At 68.6% G+C, this 16,498-nt stretch carries 12 protein-coding genes; 6 read left to right on the top strand and 6 right to left on the bottom strand.

Features of this window, described 5'->3' with window-relative positions:
• The first annotated feature begins 225 nt into the window (after positions 1 to 225).
• Positions 226 to 918, top strand: coding sequence for a glycoside hydrolase family 12 protein (locus EV138_RS28835; protein ID WP_133982585.1), 693 nt, complete (start codon positions 226 to 228; stop codon positions 916 to 918).
• A 131-nt stretch (positions 919 to 1,049) separates the two neighbouring features.
• A complete protein-coding gene (locus EV138_RS28830) occupies positions 1,050 to 2,063 on the top strand; it encodes a LacI family DNA-binding transcriptional regulator (protein ID WP_133982583.1) in 1,014 nt (337 codons plus the stop codon).
• A gap of 5 nt (positions 2,064 to 2,068) precedes the next feature.
• Here the strand turns inward: EV138_RS28830 and EV138_RS28825 are convergent, their stop codons facing one another.
• Genes EV138_RS28825 through EV138_RS28810 form a run of 4 tightly spaced genes read right to left on the bottom strand, consistent with a single transcriptional unit; the run spans position 2,069 to position 7,866 of the window.
• Positions 2,069 to 4,273: a WD40/YVTN/BNR-like repeat-containing protein gene (locus tag EV138_RS28825; RefSeq protein ID WP_133982580.1), complete on the bottom strand. Its 2,205-nt coding sequence runs from the start codon at positions 4,271 to 4,273 to the stop codon at positions 2,069 to 2,071.
• Positions 4,274 to 4,296: 23 nt separating this feature from the next.
• Positions 4,297 to 5,259 (bottom strand): carbohydrate ABC transporter permease, encoded by a 963-nt coding sequence (locus tag EV138_RS28820; RefSeq protein WP_133982578.1) that lies wholly within the window; start codon positions 5,257 to 5,259, stop codon positions 4,297 to 4,299.
• Positions 5,256 to 6,215: an ABC transporter permease gene (locus tag EV138_RS28815; RefSeq protein WP_238158486.1), complete on the bottom strand. Its 960-nt coding sequence runs from the start codon at positions 6,213 to 6,215 to the stop codon at positions 5,256 to 5,258. The genes EV138_RS28820 and EV138_RS28815 overlap by 4 nt, the downstream gene beginning before the upstream one ends.
• A complete protein-coding gene (locus EV138_RS28810) occupies positions 6,199 to 7,866 on the bottom strand; it encodes an extracellular solute-binding protein (RefSeq protein ID WP_133982576.1) in 1,668 nt (555 codons plus the stop codon). The genes EV138_RS28815 and EV138_RS28810 overlap by 17 nt, the downstream gene beginning before the upstream one ends.
• 154 nt (positions 7,867 to 8,020) lie before the next feature.
• Between EV138_RS28810 and EV138_RS28805 the strand changes: the two genes are divergently transcribed.
• Together EV138_RS28805 and EV138_RS28800 are read left to right on the top strand one after the other, a co-directional pair.
• Positions 8,021 to 9,226 carry an ROK family transcriptional regulator gene (locus EV138_RS28805; protein WP_133982573.1) on the top strand — a complete coding sequence of 402 codons (1,206 nt, stop codon included), beginning with the start codon at positions 8,021 to 8,023 and terminating at the stop codon, positions 9,224 to 9,226.
• Between the two features lie 195 nt (positions 9,227 to 9,421).
• Positions 9,422 to 12,265 (top strand): glycoside hydrolase family 3 protein, encoded by a 2,844-nt coding sequence (locus EV138_RS28800; protein ID WP_133982571.1) that lies wholly within the window; start codon positions 9,422 to 9,424, stop codon positions 12,263 to 12,265.
• Here the strand turns inward: EV138_RS28800 and EV138_RS28795 are convergent.
• Together EV138_RS28795 and EV138_RS28790 are read right to left on the bottom strand one after the other, a co-directional pair.
• Positions 12,262 to 12,828 (bottom strand): flavodoxin family protein, encoded by a 567-nt coding sequence (locus EV138_RS28795; protein WP_202866988.1) that lies wholly within the window; start codon positions 12,826 to 12,828, stop codon positions 12,262 to 12,264. The two genes, EV138_RS28800 and EV138_RS28795, sit on opposite strands and share 4 nt — an antisense overlap.
• Before the next feature lie 256 nt (positions 12,829 to 13,084).
• Positions 13,085 to 14,101 carry a LacI family DNA-binding transcriptional regulator gene (locus EV138_RS28790; RefSeq protein ID WP_133982569.1) on the bottom strand — a complete coding sequence of 339 codons (1,017 nt, stop codon included), beginning with the start codon at positions 14,099 to 14,101 and terminating at the stop codon, positions 13,085 to 13,087.
• Between the two features lie 188 nt (positions 14,102 to 14,289).
• On the opposite strand from EV138_RS28790, the gene EV138_RS28785 reads away from it, so the two are divergent.
• Positions 14,290 to 15,513 (top strand): sugar ABC transporter substrate-binding protein, encoded by a 1,224-nt coding sequence (locus EV138_RS28785; RefSeq protein ID WP_133982567.1) that lies wholly within the window; start codon positions 14,290 to 14,292, stop codon positions 15,511 to 15,513.
• 23 nt (positions 15,514 to 15,536) lie between these two features.
• Positions 15,537 to 16,496 (top strand): carbohydrate ABC transporter permease, encoded by a 960-nt coding sequence (locus EV138_RS28780; RefSeq protein WP_133982565.1) that lies wholly within the window; start codon positions 15,537 to 15,539, stop codon positions 16,494 to 16,496.
• The last annotated feature ends 2 nt before the right edge of the window (positions 16,497 to 16,498 follow it).

Below are 16,498 nucleotides of genomic sequence, written 5' to 3'. Positions count from 1 at the left end.
TGAACTGGTTGACCTCATCCGTCGATTCGAATCGAATTCGACAGATCAAGGATCACGGAGAACCCAATGCCCGCACCGCATTCCGGTTTCGAGCTTCGAGAACTTTTCGAAGCGCTTCGACAGGGTCGCGCGCCACCGCTCGGCGCGCGACCCGCATTCCCCTGCTGACGGTGGGCGAGCAGCCCACCGTGCCCTGTGGTTCCGCCCCCGAAGAGGGAGATCAGCATGTCGAGATCCTGGAAATTGGCAACAGCCCTGGTCGCGGCGCTCGCCGCGTCCGTCACCGCCGTACTACCCGCCAGTGCCGCCACCTGGTCGTCGTCGGACAAGTTCGCGTCCTGGTCCAACGGCGGCTACACGGTCCGCAACGACGTCTGGGGCGGTGGCGCCGGCCCCCAGTCCATCTGGGCCAACTCCTACAGCAACTTCGGTGTCTGGGCCAACCACCCGAACACCGGCGGGGTGAAGGCCTACCCGCACTCGGCCCGCAACATCGGGCGCAGCATCAGCTCGCTCGGCACCCTGCGCAGCAGCTTCAACGTCAGCCCGCCCGGCGGCGGCGCCTACACCACCGCCTACGACATCTGGGCCGGCGGCAACGCCTACGAGATCATGCTCTGGATGAACAAGCAGGGCGCCGTCGGGCCGATCGGCTCTTTCCAGACGTCGGCGTCCGTCGGCGGGCACAGCTGGAATGTCTACAAGGGCAGTAACGGGTCCAATGCGGTCTACTCGTTCGTGCGCACCTCGAACACCAATTCCGGCACCGTCGACATCAAAGCGGTGATGAACTGGATCAAGTCGCGCGGCTGGATCGGCGACGCCACCATGAATGAAGTGCAATTCGGATTCGAGATCACTTCGTCCAGCGGCGGCATGAATTTCAACACCAACAGTTACTCCGTCACGTCCTCCTGATCCGCCCGGGTGCGGCTGTGAGCTCTGGCGACCTCACAGCCGCACTTGACAGTGAGCGGCCCGCACTCGACGCTGTTCCCTGACCGAACAGATTTCGAAGCGCTTCGAATTCTGATGAAGAGGAGACGCCGATGGTGACCATCGCCGATGTCGCCCGCCACGCGGGGGTGGCGGCCAGCACAGTGTCGTACGTCCTCAGCGGTAAGCGCTCGATCTCCTCCGACACCCGCGACCGCGTCCAGGAAGCCGTGCGCGTGCTCGGCTACCGCCCGAACGCCAGCGCCCGGGCCCTGGCCAGTCAGCGCTCGAACGTGCTGGCCCTGGTGATCCCGCTGCGGACCGGGATGCACGTCCCGGTGATGATGCAGTTCGCGACCGCGGTCGTCACGACCGCCCGCAGGTTCGACCACGACGTCTTGCTGCTGACGGCCGACGAAGGCCGCGAAGGACTCGAACGGGTCGCGCAGAGTTCCCTGGTCGACGCCCTGGTGGTGATGGACGTCGAGTTGCACGACGAACGAGTCCCCGTGCTGCGGGAGTTGTCCATGCCCTCGGTCCTGATCGGCTTCCCCGCCGACACCGACGGACTGACCTGTATCGACCTGGACTTCGTCGCGGCCGGTGAGCGCTGCGTCGACCATCTGGCCGACCTCGGCCACCGCACGATCGCCTTGCTCGGTACGCCGTCCGCCGTCTACGAGCGCCAGACCGGCTTCGCCCAGCGGACCCTGGCGGGCTTCACCGCGGCCGCCGACCGGCGTGGCGTGCTCGGCGTCGAGACGCCCTGCGAGCACACCTTCGACGCCGTCCTCGGCACGGTCGAGCAACTGCTGCGCGACCACCCCGACATCACCGGCCTGGTCGTGCAGAACGAGCCGATCATCGGCCCGCTGCTCGACGTCCTGCGCCGGCTCGGCCGGCGCGTGCCCGAAGACATGTCGCTGATGGCGATCTGCGCCGACGACGTCGCCGAACGGCAGGTGCCGCAACTCTCCTCGGTCGCCATCCCGGCCGACGAGATCGGCCTGCAGGCGGTGGAGTCGCTGATCACCAAGCTCGAGGGTGGGCAGGTGCCCGCGATGACCCTGCTGCGACCGCAGCTGACTCCGCGCGCGAGCACCTGCCCGGCTCCCGCCAGGCACTGAAGCCCTCAGACCGGTTCGCCGTAAGGGATTCCCAGGCCGTTGGTGGACAAGTAGACCCGTCCGTAGACCCGCGGGTCACCGGCGATCGCGTCGCCGGTGGACGCGAACTGGTGCTTGTCGTCGTTGATCCGCAGCCAGCTCCGGCCGCTGTCGTCGGAACGGAAGATCCCGCGCTGACCGGCGACCTTGCCCGAGCTGTAGACCGCCATCTCCGTCCGTCCGCGCGCTGCCTTACCGAACCCGACGGTGTACGCCTCTTCGATCGACGTCACCCGCTGGTACGTCGCGCCGCGGTCGACCGATCGGAACAGTCCACCCGCGCCGGCCGCGAGCCAGCAGTGACCCACCCTGTCCAGCACCGTTTCCAGCTTGCCGTTCCCAGTAGGCAGACCCGTTGCTGAGGGCAAGAAGGTCGCGCCACCGTTGGTGCTGCAGTACGCCGTACCAGTGGACGGATCGAACGCGTAGAACAAGCTCGCGTCGACCCTGTCGCCGACGACCACGGCCCGCGCAGGCAGACCGGTAACAGCGGTCCACGTGGCACCACGGTCGCGGGAGTAGTGCGGTACGACGTCACCCGGCACCCAGACGATCGTCCGGGCATCGGTGCTGACAACGATCTTCCCCGGCTGCGACGAACCGGCCGGCTCACCGGCGAACGGTTGCCAACTCACTCCGGCGTCGGTCGAGTAGGCACCACGCTGCAAGGAGCCGCCGTACGCGACCCGCACGACGAACCCCGGTGCGGTGGCTGCGTAGTCCAAGCTGGGCGAGCTCCCCGAAACGGGATTGGACGCCTGCCCATCGGGTGGGACCACGTCCAGCCGCTCGTGCCGGTAGACGCCGATGTCACCGAGCGCGCTGATCAACGGAGGGCCCCACGGCGGGCTGATCAGATCCAGCACAGCCGTCTCCTCGAGTCCCTGCGCCCGAACGGACCAGTGCGTGCTACGGCCTGCCTCGGCGCCGGTGACGTCGTCCGTGCCGAAGATCGTCGCACCGGTCACGTACATGACCTTGTCGGAGTTGAAGGGATCGATGGAGATGTCACCGATCATCCACCCCAACTTGGCGGACGGACCGTGGAACGTGAGGTACGGCGCTCCCGACGTGTCGAGCACGATCCGCTCGCCGATGGAGTGCCAGGTCGCGCCGCCATCGACGGACCGGAACACGTCGTCGACCGGACCCCACCTGCTCATCGTGGAGACCATCACCGTGCCCGGCTTGCGCGGATCGGTGGACAGGCCGGCGTACCCGAATCCTGCCTCGCCGCCGGTGTTCGGGCGCAGTGGCGTGATGTCGGTCCACTCGCCCGTTGCGGTGTCGACCTTGTGCACGGCACCGTCGTACATCTCGTACGGCCCTGGGCGATCGCCGTACGTCAGGTAGATGAAGCCGTCCGCGCCGAGTTCGCCGTGGTGTGGCAGCAACCCGGTCGGCTGGTTCGGCACCAGCGCCCAGGTGCGGCCGGCATCCGTACTACGGTACAGCGAGCCGGCCGGATCGGTGACGCCCGCATAGATGACCGGTGTCGGGCGGCCCCGGCGGGCACCCCGCGGATCCATGAAAACGAAACCGATCCCGATACCGGCCGTGCCCAAGACGGGGAAGCTGTCGACGCGGGCCCAAGTCACGCCACGGTCGGTACTGCGCCACAGGCCCTGGTTCCGAGTGCCGAAATAGAGCACTCGCCCGTCCAGCGGATCCACCACGAGCCGCTCCCCCATCGAGCGGCCCGGCTCGTTGCCACCGAGCTTGAACGGCAGGTCGGTGCGCTGGAACGTGCGGCCCTGGTCGGTCGAGCGCAGGATCGCTCCGTTGATCGGCGACCACTCGTTGGTATAGGTGCCGGCGGCAAGATAGAGCCGGGACGGATCGCACGGGTCGAGGGCCAGGCTCTCGACGCCGGTCAGACTCCAGTCGTCCCAGCCGACCCATTCGAGCAACTGGACCCAGCGCTGGGTGCGGACGTCCAGCCGGGCCGCGCCGCCGATGTCCGTGCGGACGTAGACGAGGCCGCGCTGCTTGGGGTGATGGATGATGCCGGTGACGAAGCCGCCGCCGACGATCTCGACGTTGCGCCATCGGTAGTGCCCGCCGGAACCGGCGGCGGTCCGGGCGGTGTCGGCGACGGCCGGTCCGGCGACCGTGGTGGCCAGCGCCGCGCCCGTACCCAGCGCCAGAAAGTGTCTGCGCGGAAGGGACATGTCTCTCCTCAGTTCGGGACCGGTCAGCCTTTGACCGCGCCGATGATGACGCCCTTGGTGAAGTGCCGCTGGATGAACGGATAGATCACCAGCACGGGGACGACCGCGATCACGACGATCGCCATCTTGATCGCCAGGCTCGGCGCGGGTGCCAGGCCCATCCCGGACCCACTCGTCACCCCGCCGGCGCCGGTCGGCAGCACCTGGGCCTGCACGATGTACGTCCGCAGCACCATCTGCAGCGGCCACTTGTTGTTGTCGTTGATGTAGAGCATCGCGTTGAAGAAGGCGTTCCAGTAGCCGACGGCATAGAACAGGCCGACGACCGCGACGACCGCTTTCGACAGCGGCAGGACGATCCGGCTCAGCACCGCGAACTCGCCCGCGCCGTCGATCCTGGCGCTGTCGATCAGCTCGCCCGGAATGCCCATGAAGAACGACCGCATCACGATCAGGTTGAACGCCGAGATCGCGGTCGGCAGGATCAGCGAGCCGTAGCTGTCGATCAGCCCGAGTGCGTTGACGACGAGGTAGCTCGGGATGATGCCCGGCCCGAACAGGAAGGTCAGCAGCACGATGAACAACAGCGGCCGATGCAGCAACGACCCGGGCCGGGACAGTCCGTACGCAGCGAGCACGGTGAGCCCGAGGCTGAAGGCCGTGCCGACGAAGGTGATCGCCGTACTGATCAACAGGGCCCGGGTGACCACACCGCCGGACAGCAGTTGCACATAGGCGGCGATGGTCAGCTCGCGTGGTACGACGACCAGGCCGCCTGCCCGGGTGACGGCTTCTGTCGTGGACAGGCTGGTCACCACGACGACGTACAGAGGGAACGTCACCAGCAGAGCGACCAGTGCAAGCACCACAGGCTTGCTGAGCCGGCCGAACCAGGACGGTTGCTCCTCCCAGACGGGCCGGCCCGCCTCGATCCCGGCCCGCTGCCGCGCGAGCCGGCGTGGCGTACTCAAGGTCTGTGTGGTCATGATCGCGAATACACCCCTTGCTCTCCGATCAGGTGAGCGAACTTGTTGGCCACCAGCACCAGGACGAGCCCGACCAGCCCCTTGAACAGGCCCGCGGCCGCGCCGTAGCCGAAGTCGCCGGCCAGCAGGCCCTGGTAGTAGACGTAGGTGTCGAGCACTTCGGCCGCGCCACCACCGACCGCGCTGCGCTGCAGGATGAACTGCTCGAAGCCGACCGTCAGCGCGTCTCCGAGCCGCAGGATCAGCAGCAGCACGATGACCGGCCGCAGACCGGGAAGCGTGATGTGCCACAACCGTCGCCAGCGGTTCGCGCCGTCGGCCGCGGCCGCTTCGTACAGGGCGGGGTTGATCGTGCTCAGGGCAGCGAGAAACACGATCATCCCCCACCCTGCGTCTTTCCAGACCGCCTGCGCCGTGACCAGCACGATGAACGTGTCGGGCTTGGTCATCAGGTCGACCGCGCTGTGCCCGTGTTCGCGCAGGGTCTGCGCCAGCAGGCCGGCGCCGCCGATCATCTGCTGGAACAGCGACACCACCAGCACCCAGGAGAAGAAGTGCGGCAGGTAGACGACACCCTGGATGAAGGTGCGCAGCCGGGTCGACAGCACGCTGTTCAGCAGCAGGGCCAGACCGATCGGGATCGGGAAGAAGAAGACCAGTTGGAAGGCAGTGATGGACAGCGTGTTGGCCAGCGCCTTCCAGAACGCCACCTCGGAGAACAGCCGGCTGAAGTTGGCGAACCCGACGAAGTCGCTGCCGCGGATGCCGACGTACGGCGAATAGTCCTGGAAGGCGATCACGTTGCCGAGCGTCGGGAAGTAGTGGAAGACCCCGAGCAGCACGATCACCGGCGCCACCATCACCAGCAGCGGCCAGTCCCGTCGCAGCCGGTGCCGCCAGCCGGCCCCGCCGGTCCGGCGCCGGACGCTCCGCCGACCGCTAGCGACCGTTGTCACTGAGAACCTTGGCGTAGAAGTCACGGCCTTCGTCGCCGCCGTTCTTGCGCCACTCCTGGACAGCCACCTTGAGGTCGCTCACCGGCCGCCGGCCACGGAAGATGTCCTGCAGTTTGTCGTCGAAGGGCTGTGCCAGCGCCGCCATCTTGGCCGGCTGCTCGACCCGGATGCCCTCGAACAGGTTCTTCTCCCGCACCTTGACGGCATCGTTCTGCCACTTGCTCATCGCCTGGACGTAGCCCGGGTACTCGCTCTGGGTGATGGCCAGCGGCCGGCCGCCGAGGAAGATGTAGGTGCTGGCGACCTCCTTCTGGCCCAGCGCGGTCAGCTTCGGCGCGCCGGACGGCTGCCGGGTGTAGTGCTTGCCCTCGACCCCGTAGTTGTAGAGCTGGTTCTCCTCGGTACCGAACGGCGCGGCCGTGTAGTTGAGGACGCCCAGCAGTTCCGCGATCCGGTCCTTGCCGAGGCCCTTCTTCACGAAGGTGAAGATGCCGGCCGGGTCACCGCTCCAGACGATCGGCGTGCCACCGTCGTGGGCGAACGGCGAGACGATCTGCATGTCGAACTTGGGGTTGATCGCCATCTGGCGCTGCAGCGACTCGGTCCACGCGCCGAGGCCGTCCTGGCGGACCACGATCTGGCCGCCCTCGAACAGCGGCTTCTGGTCGACGGCGTTGTTGCCGACCACGGTGGGGTGCACGTAGCCGGACTGGAACACCCGGCGGACGAAGGCGGTCGCCTCCTCGAACTCGGGCGTCTCGATCTTGTTCACCAGCTTGCCGTCGGCGTCCTTGCGCCAGCCCGACGGTACGCCGAAGGCACGCTGTACCTCGTCGGAGATGCCGCCGAAGGCCCACCGGTTGCGCTTGGCGTCGGTCAGCTGCTTGCCCAGCGCGAACAGCTCGTCGGCGGTCTTGGGCGGAGCGGCGCCGACCTGGTCGAAGATGTCCTTGCGGTAGAACAGCGCCCAGGGGAATCCGTCGGAGGGGAACGGCACCGCCTTGAGCTGGGAGTTCCACACGCCGTACGCCCAGGCCCGGGTCGGCAGGTTCGCCAGCATCGGGTACGCCGAGGCCTTGTCGCCGGCCAGGTAGGGGGTCAGGTCCTCGAACAGCTTGTCGACCGCCTGGCCGAACCGGGTCAGGCCGGAGATGTTCCAGCCGGGCACGCAGAGCAGCTCCGGAACGTTGCCCGAGGCAAGCAGCGGGCCGAGCTTGTCGCCGTAGTCGTTGCCGCTCAGGATGTTGAACCGGACCGGCGCGCCGATCCGCTCGTTGTTCGCGTCGAAGTAGGAGTTGTTGCCGAGTCCGGGCGGCAGCGGGGCCCACAGCGGGGTCATCGCCGAGACCTCCTTGCCGCTGCGCACCGCCTTGTCCGGCACGCCGCGCTTCAGCTCCGACGGGTACTTGGTGAACCCGGGCGACGCGCCGTTCTCCCCCGGCAGGTCCGGCTTGACCGACTCGTAGGCGACGTACTTGGGGAGCAGGCCGGTCAGCTTGTCCTCGGTCTCGGCGTGCCCACCGGTGGAGGACTTCTTGCCGTCTCCGGAGCACCCGGCCAGCGTCGTGCCGCCGGCGGCCACGGCCGCGCCGGCGCCGAGCAAAGAGATGAAGGTGCGGCGGCTGGTGGAGCCGCCTGGTGATCCGGTCACGATGAATTCCCTTTCGCACTGTGAACGAGAGCCCGGCCCGCGTAGAATTAGTTGGGCTAGTAGCCAAACAAATTAGCTCACGCCCGATGGCACCACAAGGTGTAGAACTGAACCAGCCAGCCGGCGCCCGGCGAACGAGTCGACAGGACGGACCTTGACCACACAGACCGCGGACCACACCGATGTGCGCGCCACCAACCTGGCCGCGGTGCTGGCCTTCCTCCGCCGCGAGGCGCCCTGTTCCCGGGCCGCGATCGCGACCGGGACGGGGCTGAACAAGGCGACCGTGACCAGCATCGTCGGCGACCTGATCGACCGTCGGCTGGTCCGCGAGACCCAGCAGACCCAGAACCACGTCGGCCGTCCGGCGACCCTGCTGGTGCTCGACGGATCGGCGTACGCCGCGATCGGGCTGGAGGTGAGCGCCCGGGGACTGAGCGCGTCCGCCTACGACATCGCCGGCAACCAGTTGCTGCGCTGGCACCGCGCCGGGCCCGGGGTGGATGCCGGCCCCGCCAAGACCACGGCCGCGCTGGTGACACTGGCCCGGCGGGCCATCGCGACCGTGCAGTCGTCCGGCCGCCAGGTGCTCGGCCTGACCGTCGGCGTGCCCGGTCTGGTGAACCGGGACGGTTCGGTGATCCTCGCCGCCGGCCTGGGCTGGCGCGACGTCCGGCTGCGCGCGGACCTGACCCAGGCGCTCGGCCGGCCGGACATTCCGGTGATCGTCGACAACGACGCCAACCTCGCGGCGCTGGCCGAGCTTCGCTACGGACCGCAGGCCGGTGCAGAGAACCTGATCCTGCTCACCGGCGACACCGGCATGGGCGCGGGCGTGATCTGCGACGGTCGACCGCTGCGCGGCACCCTCGGCTACGTCGGCGAGATCGGGCACCTCGAGATCGAGCCCGGCGGCCCGCTGTGCGGCTGCGGCCGGCGAGGCTGCCTGGAAGCCATGGCCGGCATCCCGGCGATCCTCGCCCGGGTCGCACCGGACAGCGCCGTGGACCCCGATCCCCAGGTCCAGCTGGAGCAGGTGGTGCGCCGGGCCGAGGCGGGCGACGCGGAGGTGATCGGGATCCTGACCGAGGTCGGTGGCCGCATCGGCCAGGGCATCTCGGTGCTGGTGAACGTGCTGAATCCGGGCACGGTGGTGCTGGGCGGCTCGTACGCACTGCTCGCGCAGTGGCTGATTCCGTCCGCCGAGAAGGAACTCCAGGACCGGGCGCTGGCCCCCGACGCCGGCGGCTGCGCGGTGATCGCCTCCACCTTCGGCCACGACGGAACCTCGATCGGAGCGGTCGCCCGGTCGCTCGACCGGCTCGACTCCGGCCGGCTGCCGGCCGCTCGCTCCTGGTAGCGCTCAGGTCTTGACCGGTCGCTCAGAGGATGCGAACCTCTGAGTCACTCCGTCGTAACACGGCCGTCACGAGCCGCGGCGGATTTTTTGGCCCCTGTCGTCGAAGCGCTTCGATCGCTGATCGATCCGCCCCTTCGATCTCTGATCGAAGCGCTTCGAATAGTTCCCCCGTCGAGCCCATCGGAGTCCGATTCGATGAACACCACCGCCCTTGTTCCGTACCGCGACCCGGCGCGCCTGCTCGACGAACGGATCACCGACCTGCTCGGCCGGCTGACCCTGGCGGAGAAACTCGGCCTGCTCCACCAGCATCAGACGCCCGTACCGCGGCTCGGGCTGGCCTCGTTCCGGACCGGCACCGAAGCGCTGCACGGCGTGGCCTGGCTCGGCCCGGCGACCGTCTTCCCACAGGCGGTCGGCCTGGCCGCGACCTGGAACCCCGAGCTCGTCCGGGCGGTCGGCAGCGCGGTCGGCGACGAGATCCGGGTGTTCCATCAGAAGGATCCGGGTGACGTCGGGCTCAACGTCTGGGCGCCGGTGGTGAATCCGCTCCGCGATCCGCGCTGGGGACGCAACGAGGAAGGGTTCTCCGAGGATCCCTGGCTGACCGGCACGATGGCGACCGCCTACGGCCGTGGCCTGACCGGTGACCGGCCGGACTACCTGAAGACCGCGCCCACCCTGAAGCACTTCCTTGCCTACAACAACGAGACGGATCGCTGCGAGACCTCCAGCAACCTGCCGCCCCGGGTCCTGTACGACTACGAGTTGCCCGCGTTCCGCGCCCCCATCGAGGCCGGTGCCGCCGTCGCGATGATGCCGTCGTACAACCTGGTCAACGGCCGGCCGGCGCACCTCAGCCCGCTGATCAACCAGGTGGTGCGCGAATGGACCACCGATGAACTGCTGGTCGTCAGCGACGCCGGCGCCCCCGCGAACCTGATCGAGCCCCAGCAGTACTACCCGGACGGACCGTCGGCGTACGCCGCTGCGTTGCTGGCCGGTGTCGACAGCTTCACCCAGGACGACGCCGATGCGGGTCCGTCCGTCCGGCATCTCGAGCAGGCGATCGCGCGCGGCCTGCTCCAGGAGTCCGACATCGACACCGCCGCCCGGCACGCGCTCGCGATCCGGTTCCGGCTGGGCGAGTTCGATCCGCCGGAGCTCGATCCCTACCGCAGTCTCGATCCGGACCTGGTGAACTGCCCCGAGCACCGCCTGCTCGCGCAGGATGCGGCGCGGCAGTCCGTCGTACTGCTCAAGAACGAGTGCCACGTGCTCCCGCTGGACGACGCCTCCACCGGCCTGGTCGCCGTCATCGGCCCACTGGGCGACAAGCTCTACGAGGATTGGTACGCCGGGACGTTGCCGTACCAGGTCACTGCGGTGGACGGGCTGATCGAGCGCCTGGGCGCCGACCGGGTCGAGTTCTGCGAGGGCGTGGACCGGATCACGCTGCGGGTGGCCGAAGCCGACCTGCGGCTGGCCGTCGGCGCCGAGGACGAGCTGTGCGTTTCGGCAGGCGAGGCTGACGAGGCAGCGCTGTTCGATCTCTTCGACTGGGGCGGTGAGGCGTGGGCTCTGCGCTCGGTGCGCACCGGCCGGCATCTGACCGTCACCGACGACGACAGGCTGGTCGCGGATCAGCCCGGTCCGAACGGCTGGGAGGTCAAGCAGACCTTCCGGCTGATCCGGACCAGCGAGTCGACGACCCTCGTCCAGCACCTGAACAGTGGCCGCTTCCTCCGGGCCGGCGAGACCGTCACGTTGACCGATCGGGCCCAGGCGACGGCTTTCCTCGTCGAGGTCGTCGTCGACGGCACGGCCCGGAGCGCGGAGCTGGCCGCCCGGGCGGAGGTCGCAGTGGTTGTCGTCGGCAACCATCCGCTGGTCAACGGCCGGGAGACCGAGGACCGCGCCGAGCTCGACCTGCCGGCGGCACAGGAGCGGTTGGTCAAGGCGGTCCACGCCGCCAATTCGCGCACAGTCCTCGTGATGAGCAGCAGCTATCCGTTCTCGACGTGCTGGGCGCAGCAGAACCTGCCGGCCGTGCTCTGGTCGGCCCATGGCGGCCAGGAGTACGGCCGGGCGCTGGCCGACGTCCTGTTCGGGGACTGCGATCCCAGCGGCCGGCTGCCGCAGACGTGGTACCGCTCGGCCGCGGATCTGCCCGACCTCCTCGACTACGACATCGTCGCCACCGACGCGACCTACCTCTACTACCGCGGCACTCCCCTCTACCCGTTCGGCCACGGGCTCAGCTACACCACCTACGCCTACTCCGACCTCGAGGTCAGCGCCACGTCGATGCCGGCCGACGGCGAGCTCCGGATCAGCTGCACGGTCACCAACACAGGCACCCGCGCCGGGCGCGAGGTCGTTCAGCTCTACACACATCAGCAGCGCTCACGCGTCAAACAACCCCTGCGGCAACTGCGTGACTTCCGGCGCGTCGCCCTGGCGCCCGGCGAGAGCGAGCGGGTCGAGCTGGCGCTGTCGGCGGCCGAGCTGGCGTTCTGGGACGTCACCAGGGATCGGCCGTGCGTCGAGACCGCTCGGCACAGCATCCTGATCGGCCGGTCCTGCACCGACACCCGGCTGACGGCGACCGTCGACGTCCTGGGCGAGCGCATCCCGGTCCGGCAGCTCACCTCCCGGCCGCTGGCGTCGATCACCTTCGACCAGTACTGCGCGATGACGCTGATCTCCGTCGCACCGGACCAGGGCGAGGCGACCCAGTCCCTGGATCCGGGCGCCTGGCTCGCCTTCGACGACATCGAACTGCCGATCGGCCGATTCACGTGCACCGCAAGGGTTTCCAACGAGGGCACCGCCACCGGACGCCTCGAGCTCCGGGCCGACGATCCCCTGCACGGCGAACTGCTCGGTCAGTGCGACGTCGTACCGACCGGTCCGCGGCACAGCTGGGCCGAGGCGGATTTCGAACTCACCGCGAGCCAGCCACCCAGCACCCTGTACGTCGTGTTCTCGGCCCGCGGCCTCGGCCTGGAGACTCTCGGCTTCGCTGCGGTGAGCTAGCGTCCCGAGCGCAGCGGGTGCCGCCTGATCGGGTTGATGAAGCGCTGGAGTTCGTGGCCGACGAGTTCGCCCCACTCGCGGGCCCGGGCCAGCTCGGCGTCGGACACCGGCCCGACGGATTCGTCGACGTAGAAGCTGCTCGGGTCCGTGATCGCCTTGAATCCCTGCTTGCGCAGGGCTTTGGCCGCTGCCTTGGCCGCCGAACCCGGCAGCCGCCGGACCTTGGTGATCCGGGTGTCGAAGGTCGCCACCACGGTCCGCTCCTTGCCGGCCTCGAGGGCTTCGATCCACTCCCGGATGCCGGTCGCCGCCGGCATCACCACGTCGCCCTGCGACGTGGCATCGGCGCGTGTCGAGGCACGACTCATGCTGAGCGCGTGCGTCGGACCACCCACGACGAGCAGCCGGACGTCGGCCGGCAGATCCGCCGGGCAGCGATCCACCCGGATCAGCTCCGTGTCGACGACTCGTTCCAGGCCGTCCCGGACGGCGGCGGCGACCCGCTCGGTGTTGCCGAACATCGACTCGTAGACCACCAGCGCGCGAACGTCGTTCTCGGACATGGTCAGCTCCTCCGGCTCGAGCGGCCGCCGGCCCGGCGGCAGCGCCTTCCGATCGGGCGAGGAGACCGGCGCTCGACCGCCTGACATGGGGACGGAGGATGCAGCCCGAACGGCTCAGGGTCCGTTCCGGGTGCGTCTGCCGGTCTCCTCGCCTACCTCCATCCCACTGGTTCGAGCAGGGCGGTGGGAGGGTCGAAGGTCCCGGGCCGGGCCGCCGGACGACCCTGCCGGCGACCAGCGCGGCCCTTGGATCGGCTCAGCCGGAGCGCGGCCGTGCGGTGGTCCCGCCGGGCTGGTAGCTAGCGGGGACGAGCTGCGGCGGCAGCGGCTCGGCGCCTTCGAGTTGGCGGATCAGGGCCTCGGTGCCGAGCTGGCCGAGCTCGGGACCGGGGGTTCGCATGATGGTGAGTTCCGGGTCGGCCAGGCGCGCGGTCTCGGGTGACATCAGCAGCGCCAGCACCGAGATCTCCCGGGGGACGTCGTGTCCCAGCTTCTTGAGCCCCGACACCACGCCGAGTGCGGCGTACTCGTTGACCACCAGGACCGCCGTCGTGCCGGGATGCTCGGCCATCACCCTGGCAGCGACCTCCTGGCCCGACCGGGTGGTGTCCGAGCTCTCCAGGATGACGATCTGGACGCCGTACTCCGCCGCGACCCGGCGATAGGCCGCCTCGGTGCGGACGTACGGGCCGTAGTTGCGGAAGCTCGGGTGGCTCAGATCCCCGGCGACCAGGACGATCTGCCGGTGGCCCAGTCCGTACAGCTCCTCCACCGCGTTCTCGACCGTGGTCTCGAAGTCGATGTCGACGTGCGGGAGTCCGTCCGGGGTGGTGGTCCGGCCGATCAGGGCGAACGGCGTACCGATCGACTGCAGGATGCCCACCCGGGCGTCGTCGAGCTGGACCTCCATCAGGACCACGCCGTCGACCAGGCTCTGCCCGACCAGCTCGGTGAGCTCGGCGCCGTCGTTGCCGACCGGCCACAGCACCAGGTGGTAGTCCTGTTTGCGGGCGGCGTCGGCCGCGCTGGTGAAGAACTCCGCGGCCGAGAACCCGAACCGGTGGTCCAGGGCGGGGTACGCCATCGCGATGATCCGCGTCCGCCGGCTGGCCAGCGCCCGGGCGACCATGTTGCGCCGGAACCCGAGCTCGGTCATCGCCCGCTCGATCTTCGCCCGGGTCGCCGGCGTCACCGGCTTGGTGTCGTTGAGGACGAAGGACACGGTCGCGATCGAGACCCCGGCCCGCTGCGCGACGTCTCGCATGGTCACCATCGGAATCGGCCCTCCCTGACCTCTTGACAGCAGTGTGACGCAAGGAACATAGTCCTGTGACACCTCAGTTAAGCGGTTTACCGGCCTATCCACAAGGTAGCCATCCCTTCTCCGCCGGCCAGCGGTTAAGCGCTTAGATCGCGCTCCCCGCTGCCGCCGTCACCATTCATCCGAAGGAGAGCAATGTCATGATCGGCAACCGGATCGCCGCGGCGCTGGCGGGTGTGACAGCACTGTCGCTCGCGCTGGCCGGCTGCGGCGACAGCGGCAACAAGTCGTCTTCGTCGGGCCAGAGCGTCACCAGCCTCTCGATCCTGGACTACTACAACAACGACCCCGACAAGGCGCTGGTCCAGAAGGGGCTCGACTCCTGCGCGAGCAAGCTGAGCATCACGATCAAGCGCGAGACGGTGCCTGGTGACACCTTGATCGCCAAGGTGCTGCAGCAGGCGTCGTCGAAGACGCTGCCCGACGTCCTGATGCTGGACAACCCCGACGTCCAGCAGATCGCGGCCACCGGCGCGCTGGCGCCCCTGAACGACCTGGGTCTGAACGCGGACGGCGTCATCCAGGGCATGGTCGACGCGACGTCGTACCAGGGCAAGCTGTACGGACTGGCGCCGGTGACGAACACGATCGCGCTGTTCTACAACAAGACGATGCTGGCCGACGCCGGCGTCCAGCCGCCGAAGACCTGGGACGAACTGAAGGCCGCGGCCAAGAAGCTCACCAAGCCCGGCCGGTACGGGATGGCCTTCAACGCGAACGCCACCTACGAGGGGTCCTGGCAGTTCCTGCCGGCGATGTGGACCAACGGCGGCGACGAGACGGACCTGAAGAGCCCGCAGGTGGCCGAGGCGCTGCAACTGTGGGTCGACCTGGTGAAGTCGGGGTCGGCGTCGAAGAGCGTCATCAACTGGACGCAGGGCGACGTGAAGGACCAGTTCGTCGCCGGCAAGGCCGCGATGATGGTGAACGGTCCGTGGCAGATCCCGGCCCTGGCGAAGGCGCCGAACGTGAAGTGGGACGTGGTCACGTTCCCGCTGAACAAGCCGGACCAGACCCCGGTCGCGCCGCTCGGCGGTGAGGCCTGGACGGTCCCGCTGAACAAGGACCAGGCCAAGCAGCAGAAGGCCGCCGATTTCGTGAAGTGCCTGAACTCGGACGAGAACGAACTCGCCTGGGCGAAGGCCCGGTTCACCCTCCCGACCAAGACGGCGCTGCTCGACCAGTACGCCCAGGAGGTGCCGTCGATGAAGGCGTTCGCCGAGCAGGTCAAGACCGCCCGCGCCCGGACCGGCAAACTCGGCGACAAGTGGCCGGACGCGGCGAAGGTGATCTACCAGGCCATCCAGTTGGCGCTGACCGGTAAGGCCTCGGCCCAGGACGCCTTCAAGCAGGCCTCCGGCTGAGCCGGGCGACAGGGAGAAGAACCATGGTGCACGCACCGACGCTCACTCCCACCACCGAGGAATCCGGCCCGCAGCCGGTGCGCAGGGCCCGGCTGCGGCGTCGTCGGGGTGAGGAGCTGACCAAGGTCCTGTTCGTCGCCCCGGCGGCGCTGGCGATGCTCGCGCTGTTCGGCTACCCGGTGGTGAAGAACCTGCTGATGAGCGTGCAGGACTACACCCTGCGGACCTTCTTCACCGGGCAGGCCCCCTGGGTCGGGCTGCGGAACTACACGACCGTCGTGAAGGACCACCTGTTCTCGCAGGCGATGGTGAACACCGCGCTGTTCACCATCGGGTCCATCGCCTTCCAGTTCGGCATCGGGCTGGCGCTGGCCCTGTTCTTCCGGCGGCGGTTCCCGCTCGGTGGCGTGCTGCGGTCGCTGCTCCTGCTGCCGTGGCTGCTGCCGCTGATCGTGTCCAGTGCGACCTGGCGGTCGATCCTCGAACAGGACAGCGGCATCCTGAACCGCACGCTGATGGGGCTGGGGATCGTCAACGATCCGGTGCCGTGGCTCAACTCGCCGTCGGTTGCGCTGATCGCGGTGATCGGCGTGAACATCTGGATCGGCATCCCGTTCAACGTCACCCTGCTGTACTCCGGCCTGGCCGAGATCCCGGTGGAGTTGTACGAGGCCGGGCAACTGGACGGGGCCACCGGCTGGCGCGGGTTCCGCTACATCACCTGGCCGAACCTGCGCGCGGTGGCGAGTGTGCTGCTCGTGCTCGGGGTGGTCTACACGATCAAGGTGCTGGACATCATCCTCGGCCTGACCGGTGGTGGACCGGCCAATGCCACCCAGACGCTGGCGACGCAGTCGTACCAACGGTCGTTCGTCGACTTCAAGTTCGGCCAGGGCGCGGCGCTGAGCAACATCCTGATCGCGATCTCGCTGGCGTTCGCGATCCTCTACCTGCGCACGACCCGGCGCGCGGTGGACGAATGACC

The sequence above is a fragment of the Kribbella voronezhensis genome, from assembly GCF_004365175.1.
Lineage (GTDB): Bacteria > Actinomycetota > Actinomycetes > Propionibacteriales > Kribbellaceae > Kribbella > Kribbella voronezhensis.
This window is presented reverse-complemented; position numbering and strand designations above follow the sequence as displayed.

What these genes read in the sequence shown, in the direction of transcription:
- EV138_RS28835 (WP_133982585.1), top strand. Translation starts at nt 226, where the DNA reads ATGTCGAGATCCTGGAAATTGGCAACAGCCCTGGTCGCGGCGCTCGCC.
- EV138_RS28800 (WP_133982571.1), top strand. Translation starts at nt 9,422, where the DNA reads ATGAACACCACCGCCCTTGTTCCGTACCGCGACCCGGCGCGCCTGCTC.
- EV138_RS28785 (WP_133982567.1), top strand. Translation starts at nt 14,290, where the DNA reads ATGATCGGCAACCGGATCGCCGCGGCGCTGGCGGGTGTGACAGCACTG.
- EV138_RS28790 (WP_133982569.1), bottom strand. Translation starts at nt 14,101, where the DNA reads ATGGTGACCATGCGAGACGTCGCGCAGCGGGCCGGGGTCTCGATCGCG.
- EV138_RS28780 (WP_133982565.1), top strand. Translation starts at nt 15,537, where the DNA reads ATGGTGCACGCACCGACGCTCACTCCCACCACCGAGGAATCCGGCCCG.
- EV138_RS28795 (WP_202866988.1), bottom strand. Translation starts at nt 12,828, where the DNA reads ATGTCCGAGAACGACGTTCGCGCGCTGGTGGTCTACGAGTCGATGTTC.
- EV138_RS28820 (WP_133982578.1), bottom strand. Translation starts at nt 5,259, where the DNA reads ATGACCACACAGACCTTGAGTACGCCACGCCGGCTCGCGCGGCAGCGG.
- EV138_RS28830 (WP_133982583.1), top strand. Translation starts at nt 1,050, where the DNA reads ATGGTGACCATCGCCGATGTCGCCCGCCACGCGGGGGTGGCGGCCAGC.
- EV138_RS28825 (WP_133982580.1), bottom strand. Translation starts at nt 4,273, where the DNA reads ATGTCCCTTCCGCGCAGACACTTTCTGGCGCTGGGTACGGGCGCGGCG.